The organism is Micrococcus sp. 093350064-1 (assembly GCF_053627955.1).
On record NZ_JBSEYU010000001.1, the window covers coordinates 1 to 16194 of the forward strand.

Here is a 16194-nt window from a genome sequence, read left to right on the forward strand (position 1 = left end):
GATCAACTCCCATTGGGTGTCAGAGAGCATCTGGAACCGGGACATGTCCCCAGGGTCTCAGCTGACTCGTGCATCTATTCTCAGACACGCCCTAGCCCCGGTGGGGGACTGACCGCACCACCCCTGCCCTGGGTTGCCCATTTCCGGCCCCCGTGGACCCTTCACTGGCTCAACTGGCCGTCAGCCGCACCTAAAGCCCCCGGCCGCGCCCCACCGGTGAGCGCAGGGTCCGCCAATACCTCCGGGTGACAGCGGCACGCAGCCCCGGTACGCCACCGGCCTCACCCAGCAACTGATCAGCCATGCCCGGCCCCGTCGCGCCCGCCTGCGACACGGGGCCGGATGACGGAAAGAAGAACCGATGACCTCCTCACTGACCACCCGCCGCACCTTCCTGGGCGCCTCCGTCGGGGCCCTGGCGCTGGCCGGGCTGGCCGCCTGCGCCGATCCCGTCATCAGCCCCCAACCGTCAGGGCGCATCCTGCCCACCGACCCGCTGGTCGCCGAGTACGAGAAACGACGCGCCGCCTCGGGCACCACCGTCACCCACCGGCTCTCCGCCGCACCCCTCGAGACCTCCCTCCAGGGTCGGGGCCTGACCACCTGGGGATACAACGACGGCCTCAACGGGCCGCTGCTGCGCGCCCAGACCGGGGACCTGCTCAAGGTCAGCGTCGCCAACGACCTGCCCGAGGACACGAGCGTGCACTGGCACGGGCTGGCCCTGCGCAACGACGCCGACGGAGTCCAGGGGGTGACCCAGGACCCCATCGCCGCCGGAGGACGCTATACGTACGGCTTCCGGCTGTCCCATCCGGGCACGTACTGGTACCACTCCCACTTCGACACCCAGCGCGAACGCGCCCTGTACGGGGCCCTGATCGTCGAGGACCCCAACGAGCCCCTCAGCTACGACCAGGAATGGGTCGTGATCCTGGACGACTGGCTCGACGGGATCACCGGAACACCGCAGGACGTCGTCGAGGAACTCTCCGCCGGGATGGACATGTCCGGCGACATGGAGGGCATGGCCGGCATGGCGGGCATGGACCACGGGTCCATGAGCCAGGACAGCTCCTCGGGCATGCCCATGAAGCACATGCTCATGGGCGCTGAGAGCGACTATCTGGGCGGGGACGCCGGCGACGTGAAGATCCCCGTGCACCTGTTCAACGGCCGCCCCCCATCCGACCCGGACACCTTCTCCAGCACCCCGGGCAACCGGATCCGCCTGCGCTTGATCAACGCGGCCGGAGACACCGCCTACCGGGTCGGGATCCCCGGCCAGGAACTGACCATCACCCACACCGACGGGTTCCCGGTCCAGCCCCGCCAGGCCGATGCCGTCGTCCTGGGGATGGGCGAACGCCTGGACGTGCTGATCACCCTCGGCGACCAGGCGGTGCCCGTACTGGCCCTGCCCGAGGGCAAGACCGGCCACGCCTACGGCATCATCGCAGCCGGTCCAAAGACTACGCTCTCCGGTCGGCTCCCACAGACCCTGGGCGGAACCGTGCTCGATGGCAGCCGACTGAAGGCACACGAATCCGTCCTGCTCCCACCCAAGGACCCGACCACGACCCACGGGGTACGCCTCACCGGATCGATGATGGAGTACGACTGGGGCATCAACGGGCGACGCTTCGACCCGGCCAACCCCTTCGAGGGCGCCTTCGAACTCCGGTTGGACGAACGCGTGCGGGTCACGATGACCAACGACACCGACATGTGGCACCCCATGCACCTGCACGGCCACACCTTCCAGCTGGCCGACCATGGCGCCCGCAAGGTCACGGTCATCATCAAACCCCGGCAAACCATCGTCTTCGACTTCGAGGCGGACAACCCGGGCCAGTGGCTAACCCACTGCCACAACGCCTACCACGCCGAGGCCGGGATGATGGGCGTCTTCTCCTACATCCACTGACCCTCCCGCCCGGCCCACACCCCTCCATCCACGGGGGCATCGCACGGTGGCCGCCCAGGAAAGAACATGCCTTTATCGCTCACCCCCACCCACCGTGCCCAGCCCGCCCGAGACCTCTGGCCCGGCACCCCCGTCCTGACCCGTAGGAGGAAAGGGTCTGCCGTGAGTTTGGTTGACATCTGATCTGTGGTCCCGGGAGGGACTGCTGGAAGGATGACCCCATGCCCGCTGCATACCCCCGAGAGTTCCGCCAGGACGTGGTCGCGATCGCCCGTAAGGGTCAGATGCCGATCGCGCAGGTCGCGAAGGACTTCGGCATCGCCGAGTCCTGCCTACGGCGCTGGCTGGCCCAGGATGATGTCGAGGCCGGGATCCGGCCCGGCATCACCAAGGCTGAGAACGAGGAGCTGAAGGCTCTCAAGCGCCGCAACCGCGAGTTGGAGATGGAGAACGAGGTCCTACGGCGTGCGGCCGCGTATCTGTCCCAGGCGAACCTGAAATTGGGTCAGTCCCCAAAATGACCTATCCCGTCGTGAAGGACCTGGCCCGCGACGGGATTGCCGTGAAACTCTCCTGCCGGGTCCTCGGGTTCTCCCGTCAGGCCTACTACCAGTGGCTGGCCGAACCTGTCAGCGAGCGGGAATGGTCCGACGCGCATGCCGCCAACGCCGTCCTCGATGCCCATGCCGATGACCCGGAGTTCGGATACCGGTTCCTGGCTGATGAGCTCCGCGGCCGTGGCCTGGCCGTGTCGGACCATCAGGTGTTGAAGGCCTGTCGGCTCGTGAAGGTCCGCTGCTGCCACTCGATCCGTCGCGGCTCGGGCAAGCGTCCTGGCCCTGCCGTTCATGATGATCTGGTTCGTCGTGAGTTCGCCGCTGAGAAGCCGAACCAGCTGTGGCTCACGGACATCTCAGAGCATTGGGCCGGGGATTCCAAGCTCTATCTCTGCGCGGTCAAGGACGTGTTCTCGAACCGGATCGTGGGCTACTCGATCAATCGGCGGATGAGCTCGCAGCTGGCCGTGGACGCCCTGCAGATGGCTCTGGGCCGGCGTGGAGGCAAGGCCGAGGTGCAGGGTTGCCGGGTGCATTCGGATCGAGGATCGCAATTTCGAGCCAGGCGGTTCGTGGAGACGCTCCGGGTCAACGGCCTGGTCGGGTCGATGGGCAGGGTCGGTGCTGCTGGGGACAACGCGGCAATGGAATCCTTCTTCGCGCTGTTGCAGAAGAACGTGCTGAACCGGCGTCGCTGGCAGTCCTTCGACCAGCTCCGGCTCGCGATCGTGAGCTGGATCGAGCGGACCTATCACCGCCGTCGTAGGCAGGCCCGTCTCGGGAAGCTCACCCCTGTCGAGTTCGAGATGGTTCAATCAGTCCAGGCGGCTGCCGCCGCCTGATAACTCGTGTCAAGCAAACTCATGGCAGACCCTTCTCACGCGCCTGAATCTCGCCGTCATGGATCGACAGCACCTCGGTCTGTGCGCCAGCCCGCTCCAGAAGCGCCGCGCAGGCTCTGACTGACCGACATCAGGAAGCACTTCACGGCTGAGGAGAAGCTCTGTCTCTGCGCGAACAAGGCCGTCGCAGGCCGCGGCGGTGCAGCCGTGGTGGCTGGGTGCCTGGTGCACGAGGACCGGGGCTCGCAGTTCCGATCTGGCCTATTTCAGGACGCGCGCACCCGTCATGGGCTGATCGGCTTCGTACTCGACGTCCTGACGCGCGGTTCTGCCGGCCGGTCGGCCTGATCCCGCGCTCCGGGTGATCACGGCGTCGGATCGAGCCTGACAGGTCAGCGTCGGCGCCGTGGTGGATGGCATGCACCACCCCCACGAGCGCCGTGTCGCGTTCAGCACTCTGGTGGGCCTACCTGCCCCCTCACTCCGCCAGGAATTCCAGCAGGATCCGGTTGAACTCCTCGGAGTGGCTGATGCTGAATCCGTGCGGGGCGTCCTTGACCAGTTCGACGCGGCTGCCGTCGATCGCCTTGTGCGTCCGCTTGCCGGAGCCCTTGAACGGCACGATCTGGTCGGCGTCGCCGTGCAGGACCAGGGCCGGCACGGTCACCGCCGGCAGGTCGCGGCGGAAGTCGGTGGCCCCGAACGCGTCCATGCAGGCCAGCGCCGCCGTCTGGTCGGACTGCAGCGCCATCCGGATGGCCTCCTGGCGCTGCTCCTCGGTGACCTTGAGGCTGCTGGTCAGACCGGCCAGCTTGGGGGTGGAGAAGAACGTCGTCGTGAAGTCGTCGAAGAACGACTCGCGGTCCTTCTCGAGGCCCGCGCGCATCTCGGCGGCCTGCTTCTCGGTCAGCGGGCCGTCGGGGTTGTCGTCGGTCTTCAGCAGGTACGGGGGCACCGCGCCGGCGAACACCACCGAGTGGATCCGGTCCGCGCCGAACCGGGACATGTAGCGCGCCACCTCGCCACCGCCCATCGAGAAGCCCACGAGCGTCACGTCACGCAGGTCGAGCTCGGTGAGCAGACCGTGCAGGTCGGCGGTCATCGTGTCGTAGTCGTACCCGCCGGTGGGCTTCTCCGAGACGCCGAAGCCCCGCCGGTCATAGGTGATCACGCGGTAGTGCGGGGACACGGCTGCGACCTGGTCCTTCCACGAGTCGAGGGTCAGCGGCCAGCCGTGGATGAGGACCACGGGACGCCCGTGGCCGGCCTCCTCCACGTTCAGTCCGATCGTGCCGTGGTCCGTGGGGATCTGCATGAGGGTCATGTGCGTCTGCCTTCCTGTGCTCTCGGGGGACGACGGCGGCGCTCGGCCGCCGCTTCCTCCTCACGCTAGGCACGCGCTCGGCACGTGTCAGGCTTCGGTCTCCGCCATCCTGCGCAGCGTCAGCGCGTTGAACGCGGCGTGGCCGTGGTTGTCGTTGTTGAAGTAGACGTAGGCGGGGCGCGCGCCCGCCGCGTCCCCGGCCGGGCCGCCGTCGTCCGCGCCCGTCAGCTCCCGCAGCCGCCCCACCCAGGGTGCGAGCTCGGCATCGGAGAACGATCCGCCGTAGCGCCAGTCCGGGTCCGCGTTGTGGAAGCGCACGTAGGCGAGACGCCCGGTCGCGCGCAGCACCGGCTCCCGCCCGGCGATCACCGAGACCACGAACCCCGCCCCGTGCCGGTCGAGGAGGTCGAACACGTCCTCATCCAGCCAGGACTCGTGCTGGACCTCCACCGCCACGCGCACCCGCTCGGGCAGCAGGCCGAGGAACCCGGCGAGCCGGCCGTCGTCGCGGTGCAGGTGGGCCGGCAGCTGCAGCAGCAGCGGCCCGGCGTGGTCGCCGAGCAGGTCCAGCGTGTGCACGATGCGCTCCACCCAGTCCTGCGGCTCGTTCAGCTTGCGGTAGTGGGTCAGGTAGCGGGAGGCCTTGACGGCCATCTCGAAGCCGGCGGGCAGGCGCTCGCGCCAGGCCTCGACGGTGCTGTCCGCCGGCCAGCGGTAGTGGGAGCCGTTGAGCTCGACCGTCCGGAAGCGCTCCGTGTAGTGGTCGAGCTGATCGGCGATCCGCAGCCCCTGCGGGTAGAAGGTCCCGCGCCAGTGCCTGTAGGTCCAGCCGGAGGTCCCGATCCGCACGTCCATCCCCCGACGATAGCCCCGGCCCGGGTCCCCGGGTCTTGCCTTGACTCGCCGCGGCAGGCGTAGCGTCCCGCTGATCATCGCGGTGGCTCAGAGGTACGACCGGAAGATGGGCATGGCTCCCTGATCGCCACGATGCTCCCGTCCTCGATCGCCTTCCTGCCCGCGTGGACCGGCATGGTCATCGGCTGGATGTGGCTGGACCTGCCGCTGGGCCCGAATGCCCCGGTCCAGTGAACGCCGTGACCGGCCCGGCACCCGCCCGCGACCCGGGCGCCCGCCCACTACTGTGACAGGAATGGACACGACGCGATTCGACGACGACCTGCGCGCGATGCTCGACGAGGTGGAGTCCGACCGCCGCGGCGAGCCCTCCGACTACCTCGAGGACGTCGCCGGCCAGCATGTGGACGGCCTCGCCGTGGCGGTGTGCACGGTGGACGGCCACCAGGCCGCCGCCGGGGAGACCGAGCACGCCTTCGCGCTGCAGTCGGTCTCCAAGGCCCTCACCTACGCGGTGGTGCTGCAGGAGATCGGCCTGGACCACGTGCTGGAGGACGTGGGCGTCGAGCCCTCCGGTGAGTCGTTCAACCACCTGTCCCTGCACGACGACGGCCGGCCGTGCAACCCGCTGATCAACGCCGGCGCCATCCTGGTCCACTCCCTCCTGCCCGCCGGGGACGAGGATGAGCGGACGGCCCTGCTGCTGCGCCGCTACAGCGCGCTGGCCGGCGTCGAGCTGGAGGTCTGCGAGGACGTCCTCGACGCCGAGCGCACCCGTGCCGACCGCAACCTGGGCCTGGCCCACCTGCTCGCCGACGCCGGCCGGCTGCCCATCTCGGCCCGCGAGGCCGTGGCCGGGTACCTCGCGCAGTGCTCGGTCCTGGTCACCGCACCCCAGCTGGCCGTCATGGGCGCCACCCTCGCCGCTGGCGGCACGAACCCCGTGACGGGGGAGCGGGTGCTGGACGAGTGGGTGGCGCAGCAGGCGATGTCCGTGATGCTCACCTGCGGCATGTACGACGCCAGCGGCCAGTGGGTGGCCGAGGTCGGCGTGCCCGCGAAGTCCGGCGTCTCGGGCGCGCTGCTCGGCGCCGTGCCCGGGGCCCTGGGCCTCGCCACGTGGTCGCCGCGCCTGGATGAGCAAGGTAACTCCCGGCGTGGCATCGGGTTGTTCGAGGGGCTCAGCGCGCGCTGGGACCTGCACGTGCTCCAGCACCGTGGCGCCCTGCGCGGCCTCAGCGGGCCCCGCTGACGCCTGGCCGCCGCCGCGCCGCCGTCGCGAGGGCCACGCCGACGACGCCGCGCCCCGTCCCTTGTCACCCTCTGACGCGCGCCGCGTAGCATCCGGCCCATGACCACTCCAGAGAAGAAGGACGACGCCCCCGCGATCCCCGTGCAGGACTCCCAGCTGGCCCACGACGACCCGCGCACCCGCCACCCGAAGCTCCGCATCGCCAAGCAGCGCCAGCCCGAGCCGGGCCTGGACGTGAAGACGGATCCCGTCCCGGACATCGGTCTGGACTCGTACCGGGGGATGGGTCGGCTGACCGGCCGCAAGGCCCTGATCACCGGCGGCGACTCCGGCATCGGTGCCGCGGTCGCCATCGCCTACGCCCGTGAGGGCGCGGACGTCGCCATCGCCTACCTGCCTCAGGAGCAGCCCGACGCCGACCGCGTCCTGGCGGCGATCGAGGCGGCCGGGCGCACCGCCGTCGCGTTGCCGGGCGACCTGATGGACGCCGACTACCGTGCCTCCCTCGTGGACGAGGCCGCGCAGCGCCTCGGCGGCCTGGACATCCTCGTGAACAACGCGGGCAAGCAGTTCATCTCCGATGACCTGGCCGATCTCACGGACGAGCAGGTCCACGAGACGTTCCAGATCAACATCATGTCCATGTTCACGCTCAGCCGCGCCGCGCTGAAGCACATGGGCCCGGGCAGCACGATCGTGAACACCACCTCGGTGCAGGCCTACAACCCCAACCCGAGGCTCCTCGACTACGCGGCCACCAAGGGCGCCATCAACAACTTCACCAAGGGCCTGGCCGAGCAGCTCGGCCCGAAGGGCATCCGTGTCAACGCGGTGGCGCCCGGGCCCATCTGGACGGTGCAGCACGTGTCCTACGGTGAGCCCGAGGAGAAGCTGCCCGAGTTCGGCCACAGCACCCCCATCGGCCGCGCCGGCCAGCCCGTGGAGATGGCGCCCGCCTACGTGTTCCTTGCCTCGGGCGAGTCCAGCTACGTCAACGGCGAGACCCTCAACGCCAACGGCGGCACGCCCACCCCGTGACCGCCCGCCTCCTCGCCGACGTCGACACCGGCATCGACGACGCCTGCGCCCTGCTCCACCTCGTGGGCGCCCACCGCCTGGGTGTCGGCCCCGAGCTCGCGGCCGTCACCACCACGGGCGGCAACGCGACCGCCCGGGACTGCGCCTTGAACACGGCCGCGGTGCTGGACCTGGCCGGTCGGGCCGACGTCGAGGTGGCCGTCGGCGCCGAGACCCCGCTGCGCCGGCCCGCGGCCACCACTCCGGAGACCCACGGCGACGGCGGTCTCGGCCATGCCCGGATCGATCGGCGCCCTGAGCGGCTCGCGCCCCGGCCCGCCGTGGAGGTGTGGCTGGACGAGCTGCGGGCCCACCCCGGGGAGACGACGATCCTCTGCACCGCGCCGCTGACGAACCTGGCCCTCGCTCTTCGCGCCGAGCCGCGCCTGCCGTTCCTCGCCCGCGGCGTCGTGATCATGGGCGGCTCCTTCTATCATCCGGGCAACACCACGCCCACCGCCGAGTGGAACACCTGGGTGGACCCGGACGCCGCGAAGGAGGTGTTCGCGGCCGTCGAGGGCCTGCCCGAGGATCGCCTGCCGGTGGTCTGCGCGCTCGAGACCACGGAGCGGATCGAGTACACGCCCGCCCTGCTGGACGGCCTCCTGGCCGACGCCGGGGCCCGCCCCGTCGGCTGGTCCGCGGACCGGCCGCGGGTCGCCGGGCCGGACGCTGCGACCGGCAGCCCCGTCCTGGACGTGCTCGCCGACGCGCTGCGCTTTTACTTCGAGTTCCACCACGACTACGACCAGGGCTACATCGCGCACCTGCACGACCTCTTCGCGGCCCAGGTGGCCGCGGGTCAGGCCCGCATCGCCACGCGGGCCACCGTCGTCGACGTCGAGGCGGACTCGGAGCTGCTGCGCGGCACGACCGTCCATGACACGCGGGACATCTGGGGCAGGCGCCCCAACGCCCGGCTCGTCACGGCCAACGACCCCGCGGAGGTGTTCGCGGCCTTCGCCCGCGCGGTGGGCGCCGTCGTCGCGGGGGAGCGGACGTCCGACGGCGGCGCCCCGGCCCGGTGACCGCCGTCGGGAATGCCGGCCGCCCGCGCGCGGTTGCACCCGACGCATCCGCCCGACCCCGACCTTGCAGGAGCTCCCTCATGACCAGTGTTCCCACCGTCCCCTTCCACGACGGCCAGCAGATCCCGCAGCTCGGGCTCGGCGTGTGGAAGGTCGAGGACGACGTCGCGGCCGACGTCGTCGAGCAGGCGATCCGCGCCGGCTACCGCCACATCGACACCGCCGCGATCTACGGGAACGAGGAGGGCGTGGGCCGCGGCATCGCCGCGTCCGGCGTCGCCCGCGAGGAGCTGTTCCTCACCACCAAGGTGTGGAACTCGGACCAGGGCTACGAGGAGGCGCTCGCCGCCCTCGACGTCTCGCTCGACAAGCTCGGCACCGACTACGTCGACCTCTACCTCATCCACTGGGCCAAGCCGGCGCAGGGGAAGTACCTGGACACCTGGAAGGCCCTGATCGAGGCGCAGAAGCGGGGCAAGGTGCGCTCGATCGGCGTCTCCAACTTCCCGGCCGCCCAGCTCGAGGAGATCATCGAGGCCACCGGCGTGGTGCCCGTGATCCACCAGGTCGAGACCCACCCGTACTGGCAGCAGCGCGAGCTGCGCGAGGTCGAGGGCCGCCACGGCATCGTCCACGAGTCCTGGTCCCCGCTCGGTCAGGGAGGCGACCTCCTCGCCGACCCCGTGGTCACGGAGATCGCCGAGGCCCGCGGCGCGACGCCGGCCCAGGTGGTCATCGCGTGGCATCTCGCGAAGGGCTTCGTGGTCATCCCCAAGTCCGTGACGCCCGAGCGCATCGTCTCGAACCTCGAGGCCGCGGGGGTGGAGCTGACCGCCGACGACGTCGCCCGGATCGACGCCCTCGACCGCGAGGACGGCCGCCTCGGCCCCGACCCGGCGGTCATCGACTTCTGATCCAGGCGCCACCGCGCGCACCCGGCCCGTCCCCCTGGGGGCGGGCCGGTGATAGTTTTGCTCGAGAATGCCCGGTGGCTGCCGCGCCGCCCGGGCGCATCTGTCCAGGCACTCCACGGAAGGCATGCACCATGTCCCACCAGGCTCCCCCCGCCGATGCGTCGAAGGCCCGCGCGCCGCGGACCGCCGTCCCGGTGACCCCGCAGACCCGCGCGAGCTCGCTGACCGATCTGCTCGGCGCCGTCGTGCGCCTGTTGCCCCTGCAGATGAAGGACGAGCTCGCGCTCGCCAAGGGACACGTGGCCGCGAAGGGCAAGAAGGCCGGCCTCGGCGCCGGCGTCGCGGTGGTGGGTCTGTTCTTCCTCGCGCTCATGGTGGTCGCCCTCGTGGTGACGCTGATCGGCGCCTTCGCCGACCCGACCTTCTGGTTCCCGGCGCTCATGGTGGCGCTCGCCTTCCTCGTGCTCGGCCTGATCTTCGCCGGCGTCGGCCTCGTGATGGTCAAGGGCGCCATGCCTCTCGTGCCGCAGGAGACCGTGCGCAACCTCGAGTACGACCTCGGCTACCTCAAGGAGGGCAACGCCTTCGACCCGGCCGAGTACGACCGCCTCAAGGCGGAGCGCGCCGAGGCCAAGCGCGTCGAGGCCGCCCGCGAGGCCGAGCGGAAGAAGGTGGAGAAGGAGGAGAACAAGAAGGCCCGCAAGAACGGCGAGGCCGCTCCCCACCCGGACCGCGACGACGCCACCGAGGCGGAGATCCGTCGCCGTGCCGATCTGCGCCGCCGCCACCTGGGAGACATCCGCTCCGGCCTGGACGAGAAGACCAGCGTGAAGGGCCAGCTCGCGGCCTTCGCCGCCCAGCGCAAGGGTCGCGGCGTCACCCCCGAGACCGCGCACGCCACCGAGCAGACCGCGCCGTTCACCGGTGCCGCCCGCGCGGGGGAGCGGACCGCCGAGGCCGAGGACTACGTGAAGGACAACTGGCAGCCGCTCGCGCTGCTCGGCGCCTCCTCCGCCGCGTTCGTGGCGCTCGCCGGCCGCCTGCGCCGCCGCTGATCCGAGGGCGCCCGCCCTCCCAGCCCCCGAGGCCCCGATCCCCACGGATCGGGGCCTCGTCGTCTGCGGGGAGGGGCGACGGCGTCGGTAGGCTGGGCGTGTGGGGCGCCCGGCGGGGGCGTCCGCCCGCGGACCCTGGAGGAGTGACCCATGCGTGTGATCGACGTCGGCCTGCGCGAGGGCCACGAGTACCGCGTCCGCGACACCTGGCTGACCGTGCCGAACCTCATCACCCTGGCCCGCTTCGCCCTGGTCCCGGTGTTCGTGTGGCTCACCGTCGACGGCCGACACCTGGACGCGTTCGTGATCCTCGCCGTGCTCTCCGGCACGGACTGGGTGGACGGCTACGTGGCGCGCCGGTTCGACATGATCTCCACGGTCGGGCGGTGGCTCGACCCGGTGGCGGACCGCCTCTCCCTGCTGGTGGTGGCCGTGACGTTCGCGGCCACCGGCATCGCCCCGCTCTGGCTCGCCCTGGCCATCGCGATCCCGGACGTCGTGCTCGCCGCCGTGTGCCTGTGGCTGTTCGGCGGCAGCCCGGACCTGCCGGTCACGGTCCTGGGCAAGGTGCGCACCGCGCTGCTGCTGGTGGGCACGCCCCTGCTGCTGCTCGCCCGTGTGCCGGGGGTCGACGGCGGCCCGTGGAGCGGCGTGACCCTGGCTCTGGTCGGGGCCGGTTGCCTGCTGCACATCCTCGCCGCGGGGGACTACCTCGTGCGCGCGGTGGGCAAGGCCCGCGGCCTGCGGGCGGACGGTCAGGACCCGCGCGAGGGCCCGTCCCGCCGGGGCTGACCCCGGCGCATGGTCGTGCCGGCGCCGACGGTTGCTACCGTGGGACGCGCGCCGTGCCCGCGGCCGATCCTCACGGCACGGGCCGGGCGCCGTCGTGCCATCGCCACCACAGAGAGGGACCGCCGTGTCCGACCGTCCCGGGATCGCCGCCGACCGCCCCCTGAAGGTGCTGATCGCTGCTGACACCTATCCGCCGCACGTCAACGGGGCCGCCACCTTCGGCCACCGCCTCGCCACGGCGCTGCACGCGCGCGGCCACGAGGTCCACGTCGTGATGCCGCGCGGCGAGGCCGGCCCGGACACCGTGGAGCACCGGCCGGAGGCCACCGTGCACCTGCTGCGCTCCCTGCCGGCGCCGACGCACGAGTACTACCGCGTGGTGCTCCCGCGGCACGCCAAGACCTCCTTCCGCCGCATCTACCGCGAGGTCCAGCCGGACGTCGTGCACGCCCAGTGCCACTACATGATCGGCGAGGCCGCCATCAACGAGGCCGAGCGGCGTCGCATACGGATCGTCTCCACGAACCACTTCATGCCGGAGAACCTCGAGCCGTTCCTGCCGTTCCCGCAGTGGTTCCTGGACATCGTCTCCCGGGTGTCCTGGAAGGACATGGGTCGGCTCATGGGCAAGGGCGCGGTGGTCACCACCCCCACGGCCCTCGCCGCGCAGGCCATGGCCGAGCACGCCGGCCTGGACAACGTCCTCCCGATCTCCAACGGCATCGACGCGAGCGCCTACGAGCTGCAGCCGGGGGAGAAGGTGGACCATCCCGGCCATCCCGTCGTGCTCTTCGTGGGGCGGCTGGCCGTGGAGAAGAACGTGGAGGTGCTGATCCGTGCGATCGCGCACCTGGCCCGCACCCGTCCCGACCTGGACGTGCACGCCGAGATCGTCGGCGACGGCGAGCAGCGCGACCGCATCCGTGCCACGGTGGACGAGGAGGGGGCGGCCGACCGCGTCCTGCTGCGCGGCCACGTCTCCGAGGAGGAGCTGCGGGCGGCCTACCTGCGCGCCGACGTGTTCTGCCAGCCGGGCACGGCGGAGCTGCAGTCCCTCGTGACCCTCGAGGCGCTCAGCGCGTCCACCCCGGTGGTCCTCGCGGACGCCCTCGCGTTGCCCCACCTCGTGGACGAGGGCGTCAACGGCCACCTCTTCCCGCCCGGGGACCACGTGGCCCTGGCCGAGCGGATCGCCCGGATCCTCGACCTCTCGGACGCGGAGCGCGCCGCCATGGGTGAGGCGTCTCACGCGAAGGCCCTGCACCATTCCGCCCAGAAGACGGTGGACATCTTCGAGCGCCTCTACCGCGGCGCGACGGCCGCCGAGGTCCGCGCGCTGCTCTGAGACCCGTCGGTAGGATGGGCGGGTCCCGCGCGATGCCGCGGGGGAGGGGCGTTAGCTCAGTCGGTCAGAGCAAGGGACTCATAATCCCTGGGTCGCGGGTTCAAGTCCCGCACGCCCTACAGAAAACGGCCCCCGGCCGCGCGGTATGGCGCGGGCCGGGGGCCGTCGTCGTGCCGGTGCTCAGTAGCGGGCGGCCACCGCGAGCATGTCGGACTTCATGATCGTCGTGGAGGTGAACACTAGGCCCGCGTCCTCGTTGAGGGCGTGGGCGAGCTGGCCGCCGCCCGTGTACATGGCCGTGTGGTAGATGCGGCCGGTGGACTGGTTCGCATAGAACACGAGGTCGCCGGGCTGGGCCTGGGAGATCGGCACGTAGGACTTCGCGGCGAGGTACTGGTCGCCGGCGCGGCGCGGGATGGAGATGCCGGCCCGGGCCATGGCCTGCTGGGTGAGGCCGGAGCAGTCGAAGCCGGAGGGGCCGTTGCCGCCCCACACGTAATAGGAGGACGGGTTCCGGACGGCGGAGCGCACGTAGTCGACGGCAGCCTGCTTGGACGCGGGCGCCGGCGCAGGGGCGACGGCGGGGGCGCTGGAGGTGGAGACCGAGGTGGTCTTCAGGACCATCCCCGGGTGGAGCATGGTCGAGGAGCTCATGCCGTTGATGGACTGCAGGATCGAGGCGGACACCCCCGTGCGGTAGGAGATGATCCACCAGCCGTCGCCGGCCAGCACGGTGTAGGTCGAGCCCGAGGTGGACGGCGCCGGGGCCGGGGTCGGGGTGGCAGTGCCGGAGGTCTTGAGGACCATGCCGGGATGCAGCACGGTCGCGGCGGTCATGCCGTTGAGCGACTGCAACCTGGACATGGAGACGCCGGTGCGCTGGGCGATGATCCACCAGCCGTCGCCGGAGCGGACGGTGTAGGTGGTCTCGGCGGCCTGGGCGGTCTCGGCGACGGACACGGTGCCGACGCCGGTCAGGGCGGCGGCGCCCAGGGCGAGCGCCACGGAGGCGGCGGCGGTGCGGGGGGCGCGACGCGCGGCGGCGTGCGGGGAGGTCACAGACATCAGATCTTCTTCCCGGACAGGACCTGCGGCCCGTGAGGGTGGTGCCTCGGGGCGGTGCCCGGAACGAGGCCGGACCGCGGGTGCGAGTTGACGAGCAGTGCGGATGACCGGGTACGCGCGGATGCGGAGGAAGCCCCGGTGTGGCGGACCGGTCGTAACCGATCCGTGATCAAGATACACGATCGTTATCGAAACGCAATCAGAAATTCGGATGTCGTCCAGGTGGCCGCTCGGTGCTCGACACCCCCCGCTCGACACCCTCCGCGCGCGGCTGTCCCCGCCCCGCTCCGGCGCGGCGCTAGCGTGGTCCGGGTGAGCCCCTCCCGCCCCCTGCGCCTGCTGATGGACGCCCGCTACACCCGCACCGACTTCCACGACGGCATCTCCCGCTACGGCGCGAGCCTCCTCGAGGCGGTCGCCCGCCGGGCCGCCGCACCGGGCCCGGCGGGGGCTGACGTCGAGGTCGCGATGCTGATCTCGGACGAACGACAGCTGGCCCTGCTCCCGGACGGCGTGCCGTGGCACCTCGTCTCCGGCCCCACCTCCCCACGCGAGCCGTTCGTGGCCCGTCAGGTCGCGCGTCTGCGACCGGACGTCGTCTTCTCGCCCATGCAGACCATGGGGTCGTGGGGGCGGGACTACGCCCTGATCCTCACGCTCCACGACCTCATCTACTACGAGCACCGCACCCCGCCGCGGAACCTGTCCGAGCCGATCCGCTGGCTCTGGCGGGCCTATCACCTGACCAAGATCCCGCAGCGGCTCCTGCTCGACCGCGCGGACGCGGTCGCCACGGTCTCCCGGACGACGGCGGAGCTCATCGCCCGGCACCGCCTCACCCGGCGTCCGGTCCACGTCGTCGCGAACGCGGCGCAGGCGGTCCCGGAGCCGCGGGACCCGGACGAGACCCCGGAGCGCACGCTGCTCTACATGGGCTCGTTCATGGACTACAAGGACGTCGAGTCCCTCGTGGCCGCCGCGCCGCTGCTGCCGGGCTACACGCTGCACCTGCTCTCCCGCATCAGCCCGGAGCGCCGCGGGCAGCTCGAGGACCGGTTGGCCGAGCGTCGCGCCGTCGCAGGGGCCGACGGCGCAGACGTGGTGTTCCACGACGGCACCGACGAGGCCGAGTACGTGCGCCTGCTCCGCCGGGCCACCGCGGCCGTCACCCTCTCCCGCGCCGAGGGCTTCGGCCTGCCCGTGGCCGAGGCGATGGCCCATGGCACGCCGGTGGTGTGCTCGGACCTGCCGATCTTCCGGGAGATCGCCGGCGCGGGCACCCCGTCCTTCCGGGGTGTCCCGCTCGAGGGGGACCGGGCGGCCGCGCTCGCCGCCCGCGTGCGGGAGCTCGAGGATCCCGCCGAGTTCGCCGTGGCCTCCCGGGCGAGCGTCGCCCAGGCGGCCCGGTTCAGCTGGGACGAGTCCGCCCGCCGGCTCCTGGACCTCACGGCCGCGCTGGGTGTGGCGCGGCGTGCGGCCAGAGCACGGACGGGCCGCTCCACCCGATGAGCACCAGCGGGTCGAGGTAGCGGTCGAAGGCCGCCTCCCCCACACGCCAGCCGTCGGGCTCCCGCACGCCCCAGTGCACGCACGCGCGCGTGCAGTGCGGTGGCGCCCCGGCCAGTCGCCCCACCGGGTCGCCCGCGGCGACGACGGCCCCCACGGCGACATCCGCCTCCACCGGCTCGAGCGAGCTGCGGGTCCCGTCCTCGTGCTCCAGGGTCAGCACGGGGCGGTCGACCACGACCCCGGCGAACACGACCCGGCCCGCCGCCGGCGCCTGGATCGGAGCCCCGGTCTGCACGGCGAGGTCCACGCCCCGGTGCCCCCGACTCCACGGTCGCTCGGGTGCGACGAACGCGCGGAGCACGTCATCCGGGGCGGCGCCGGCGACGGGCGGGTGCCACGCGACCGGCGCGGCCGTCGCGCCCGGACCTGCCGGGGACGCCGCGACGAGGAGCAGCGCGTCACGCGTGGACGGTGCGGGCGTGGCCCGGGACACGGGGCCGAGGTCGCCCATCCCCAGGGCGAGGACGAGCCAGGCGAGCAGGGCTGCCGCGACGCACCCCGCGATGCGCGGACGCGGGAGCGGACGGGGGAGGAGCGTGCGAGGGGTCATGGCGTCAGCCTGGCGTTCCGGGCGGCCGCGTGGCAGGCCCGC

At 71.7% G+C, this 16194-nt stretch carries 14 protein-coding genes, 1 tRNA gene and 1 pseudogene; 12 read left to right on the forward strand and 4 right to left on the reverse strand.

From position 1 onward, the window contains the following. Positions 1–361 precede the first annotated feature (361 nt). Both ACUW6W_RS00005 and ACUW6W_RS00010 read left to right on the forward strand, forming a co-directional pair. Positions 362–1927: a multicopper oxidase family protein gene (locus ACUW6W_RS00005; protein WP_060974119.1), complete on the forward strand. Its 1566-nt coding sequence runs from the start codon at positions 362–364 to the stop codon at positions 1925–1927. 221 nt (positions 1928–2148) lie between these two features. Continuing rightward, positions 2149–3326: pseudogene (locus ACUW6W_RS00010) on the forward strand (IS3 family transposase). 478 nt (positions 3327–3804) lie between these two features. Here ACUW6W_RS00010 and ACUW6W_RS00015 read toward each other — a convergent pair. Both ACUW6W_RS00015 and ACUW6W_RS00020 read right to left on the reverse strand, forming a co-directional pair. Then, positions 3805–4650, reverse strand: coding sequence for an alpha/beta fold hydrolase (locus ACUW6W_RS00015; RefSeq protein ID WP_036314027.1), 846 nt, complete (start codon positions 4648–4650; stop codon positions 3805–3807). A gap of 87 nt (positions 4651–4737) precedes the next feature. Further along, entirely contained in the window at positions 4738–5499 is a 762-nt protein-coding gene (locus ACUW6W_RS00020; RefSeq protein WP_080695855.1) for a DUF72 domain-containing protein, read from the reverse strand. Positions 5500–5637: 138 nt separating this feature from the next. Here ACUW6W_RS00020 and ACUW6W_RS00025 point away from each other — a divergent pair, with 138 nt between their 5' ends. The 9 genes from ACUW6W_RS00025 (at position 5638) to ACUW6W_RS00065 (ending at position 13087) form a co-directional block, all read left to right on the forward strand. Next, complete coding sequence (locus tag ACUW6W_RS00025) at positions 5638–5739, forward strand: AbgT family transporter (RefSeq protein WP_199489685.1); 102 nt, start codon at positions 5638–5640, stop codon at positions 5737–5739. Positions 5740–5800: 61 nt separating this feature from the next. Further along, the gene (gene glsA / locus ACUW6W_RS00030; RefSeq protein ID WP_073116916.1) at positions 5801–6757 is read left to right on the forward strand and encodes a glutaminase A; all 957 of its coding nucleotides are present in this window, start codon (positions 5801–5803) and stop codon (positions 6755–6757) included. 99 nt (positions 6758–6856) lie between these two features. Next, positions 6857–7795: an SDR family oxidoreductase gene (locus tag ACUW6W_RS00035; protein ID WP_454179593.1), complete on the forward strand. Its 939-nt coding sequence runs from the start codon at positions 6857–6859 to the stop codon at positions 7793–7795. Then, positions 7792–8862, forward strand: coding sequence for a nucleoside hydrolase (locus tag ACUW6W_RS00040; protein ID WP_144861749.1), 1071 nt, complete (start codon positions 7792–7794; stop codon positions 8860–8862). The genes ACUW6W_RS00035 and ACUW6W_RS00040 overlap by 4 nt, the downstream gene beginning before the upstream one ends. Positions 8863–8942: 80 nt before the next feature. After that, entirely contained in the window at positions 8943–9776 is an 834-nt protein-coding gene (locus tag ACUW6W_RS00045) for an aldo/keto reductase (RefSeq protein WP_144861748.1), read from the forward strand. A gap of 131 nt (positions 9777–9907) precedes the next feature. Continuing rightward, entirely contained in the window at positions 9908–10831 is a 924-nt protein-coding gene (locus ACUW6W_RS00050) for a phage holin family protein (protein WP_144861746.1), read from the forward strand. A gap of 150 nt (positions 10832–10981) precedes the next feature. Beyond that, a complete protein-coding gene (locus tag ACUW6W_RS00055; protein WP_144861744.1) occupies positions 10982–11623 on the forward strand; it encodes a CDP-alcohol phosphatidyltransferase family protein in 642 nt (213 codons plus the stop codon). A gap of 124 nt (positions 11624–11747) precedes the next feature. After that, positions 11748–12968: a glycosyltransferase gene (locus tag ACUW6W_RS00060; RefSeq protein WP_144861742.1), complete on the forward strand. Its 1221-nt coding sequence runs from the start codon at positions 11748–11750 to the stop codon at positions 12966–12968. A 45-nt stretch (positions 12969–13013) separates the two neighbouring features. After that, a tRNA-Ile gene (locus tag ACUW6W_RS00065) sits at positions 13014–13087 on the forward strand. 61 nt (positions 13088–13148) lie between these two features. Here the strand turns inward: ACUW6W_RS00065 and ACUW6W_RS00070 are convergent. Continuing rightward, entirely contained in the window at positions 13149–14033 is an 885-nt protein-coding gene (locus ACUW6W_RS00070) for an NlpC/P60 family protein (RefSeq protein WP_454179595.1), read from the reverse strand. Positions 14034–14345: 312 nt separating this feature from the next. Between ACUW6W_RS00070 and ACUW6W_RS00075 the strand changes: the two genes are divergently transcribed. Next, positions 14346–15542: a glycosyltransferase gene (locus ACUW6W_RS00075; RefSeq protein ID WP_070708481.1), complete on the forward strand. Its 1197-nt coding sequence runs from the start codon at positions 14346–14348 to the stop codon at positions 15540–15542. Here ACUW6W_RS00075 and ACUW6W_RS00080 read toward each other — a convergent pair. Continuing rightward, on the reverse strand, positions 15478–16152 hold the full coding sequence (locus ACUW6W_RS00080; protein WP_041105090.1) for a M23 family metallopeptidase: 675 nt from the start codon (positions 16150–16152) through the stop codon (positions 15478–15480). The two genes, ACUW6W_RS00075 and ACUW6W_RS00080, sit on opposite strands and share 65 nt — an antisense overlap. Positions 16153–16194 lie beyond the last annotated feature (42 nt).

What these genes read in the sequence shown, in the direction of transcription:
- ACUW6W_RS00005 (WP_060974119.1), top strand. Translation starts at nt 362, where the DNA reads ATGACCTCCTCACTGACCACCCGCCGCACCTTCCTGGGCGCCTCCGTC.
- ACUW6W_RS00015 (WP_036314027.1), bottom strand. Translation starts at nt 4,650, where the DNA reads ATGACCCTCATGCAGATCCCCACGGACCACGGCACGATCGGACTGAAC.
- ACUW6W_RS00025 (WP_199489685.1), top strand. Translation starts at nt 5,638, where the DNA reads ATGCTCCCGTCCTCGATCGCCTTCCTGCCCGCGTGGACCGGCATGGTC.
- glsA (WP_073116916.1), top strand. Translation starts at nt 5,801, where the DNA reads ATGGACACGACGCGATTCGACGACGACCTGCGCGCGATGCTCGACGAG.
- ACUW6W_RS00035 (WP_454179593.1), top strand. Translation starts at nt 6,857, where the DNA reads ATGACCACTCCAGAGAAGAAGGACGACGCCCCCGCGATCCCCGTGCAG.
- ACUW6W_RS00045 (WP_144861748.1), top strand. Translation starts at nt 8,943, where the DNA reads ATGACCAGTGTTCCCACCGTCCCCTTCCACGACGGCCAGCAGATCCCG.
- ACUW6W_RS00050 (WP_144861746.1), top strand. Translation starts at nt 9,908, where the DNA reads ATGTCCCACCAGGCTCCCCCCGCCGATGCGTCGAAGGCCCGCGCGCCG.
- ACUW6W_RS00055 (WP_144861744.1), top strand. Translation starts at nt 10,982, where the DNA reads ATGCGTGTGATCGACGTCGGCCTGCGCGAGGGCCACGAGTACCGCGTC.
- ACUW6W_RS00070 (WP_454179595.1), bottom strand. Translation starts at nt 14,033, where the DNA reads ATGTCTGTGACCTCCCCGCACGCCGCCGCGCGTCGCGCCCCCCGCACC.
- ACUW6W_RS00080 (WP_041105090.1), bottom strand. Translation starts at nt 16,152, where the DNA reads ATGACCCCTCGCACGCTCCTCCCCCGTCCGCTCCCGCGTCCGCGCATC.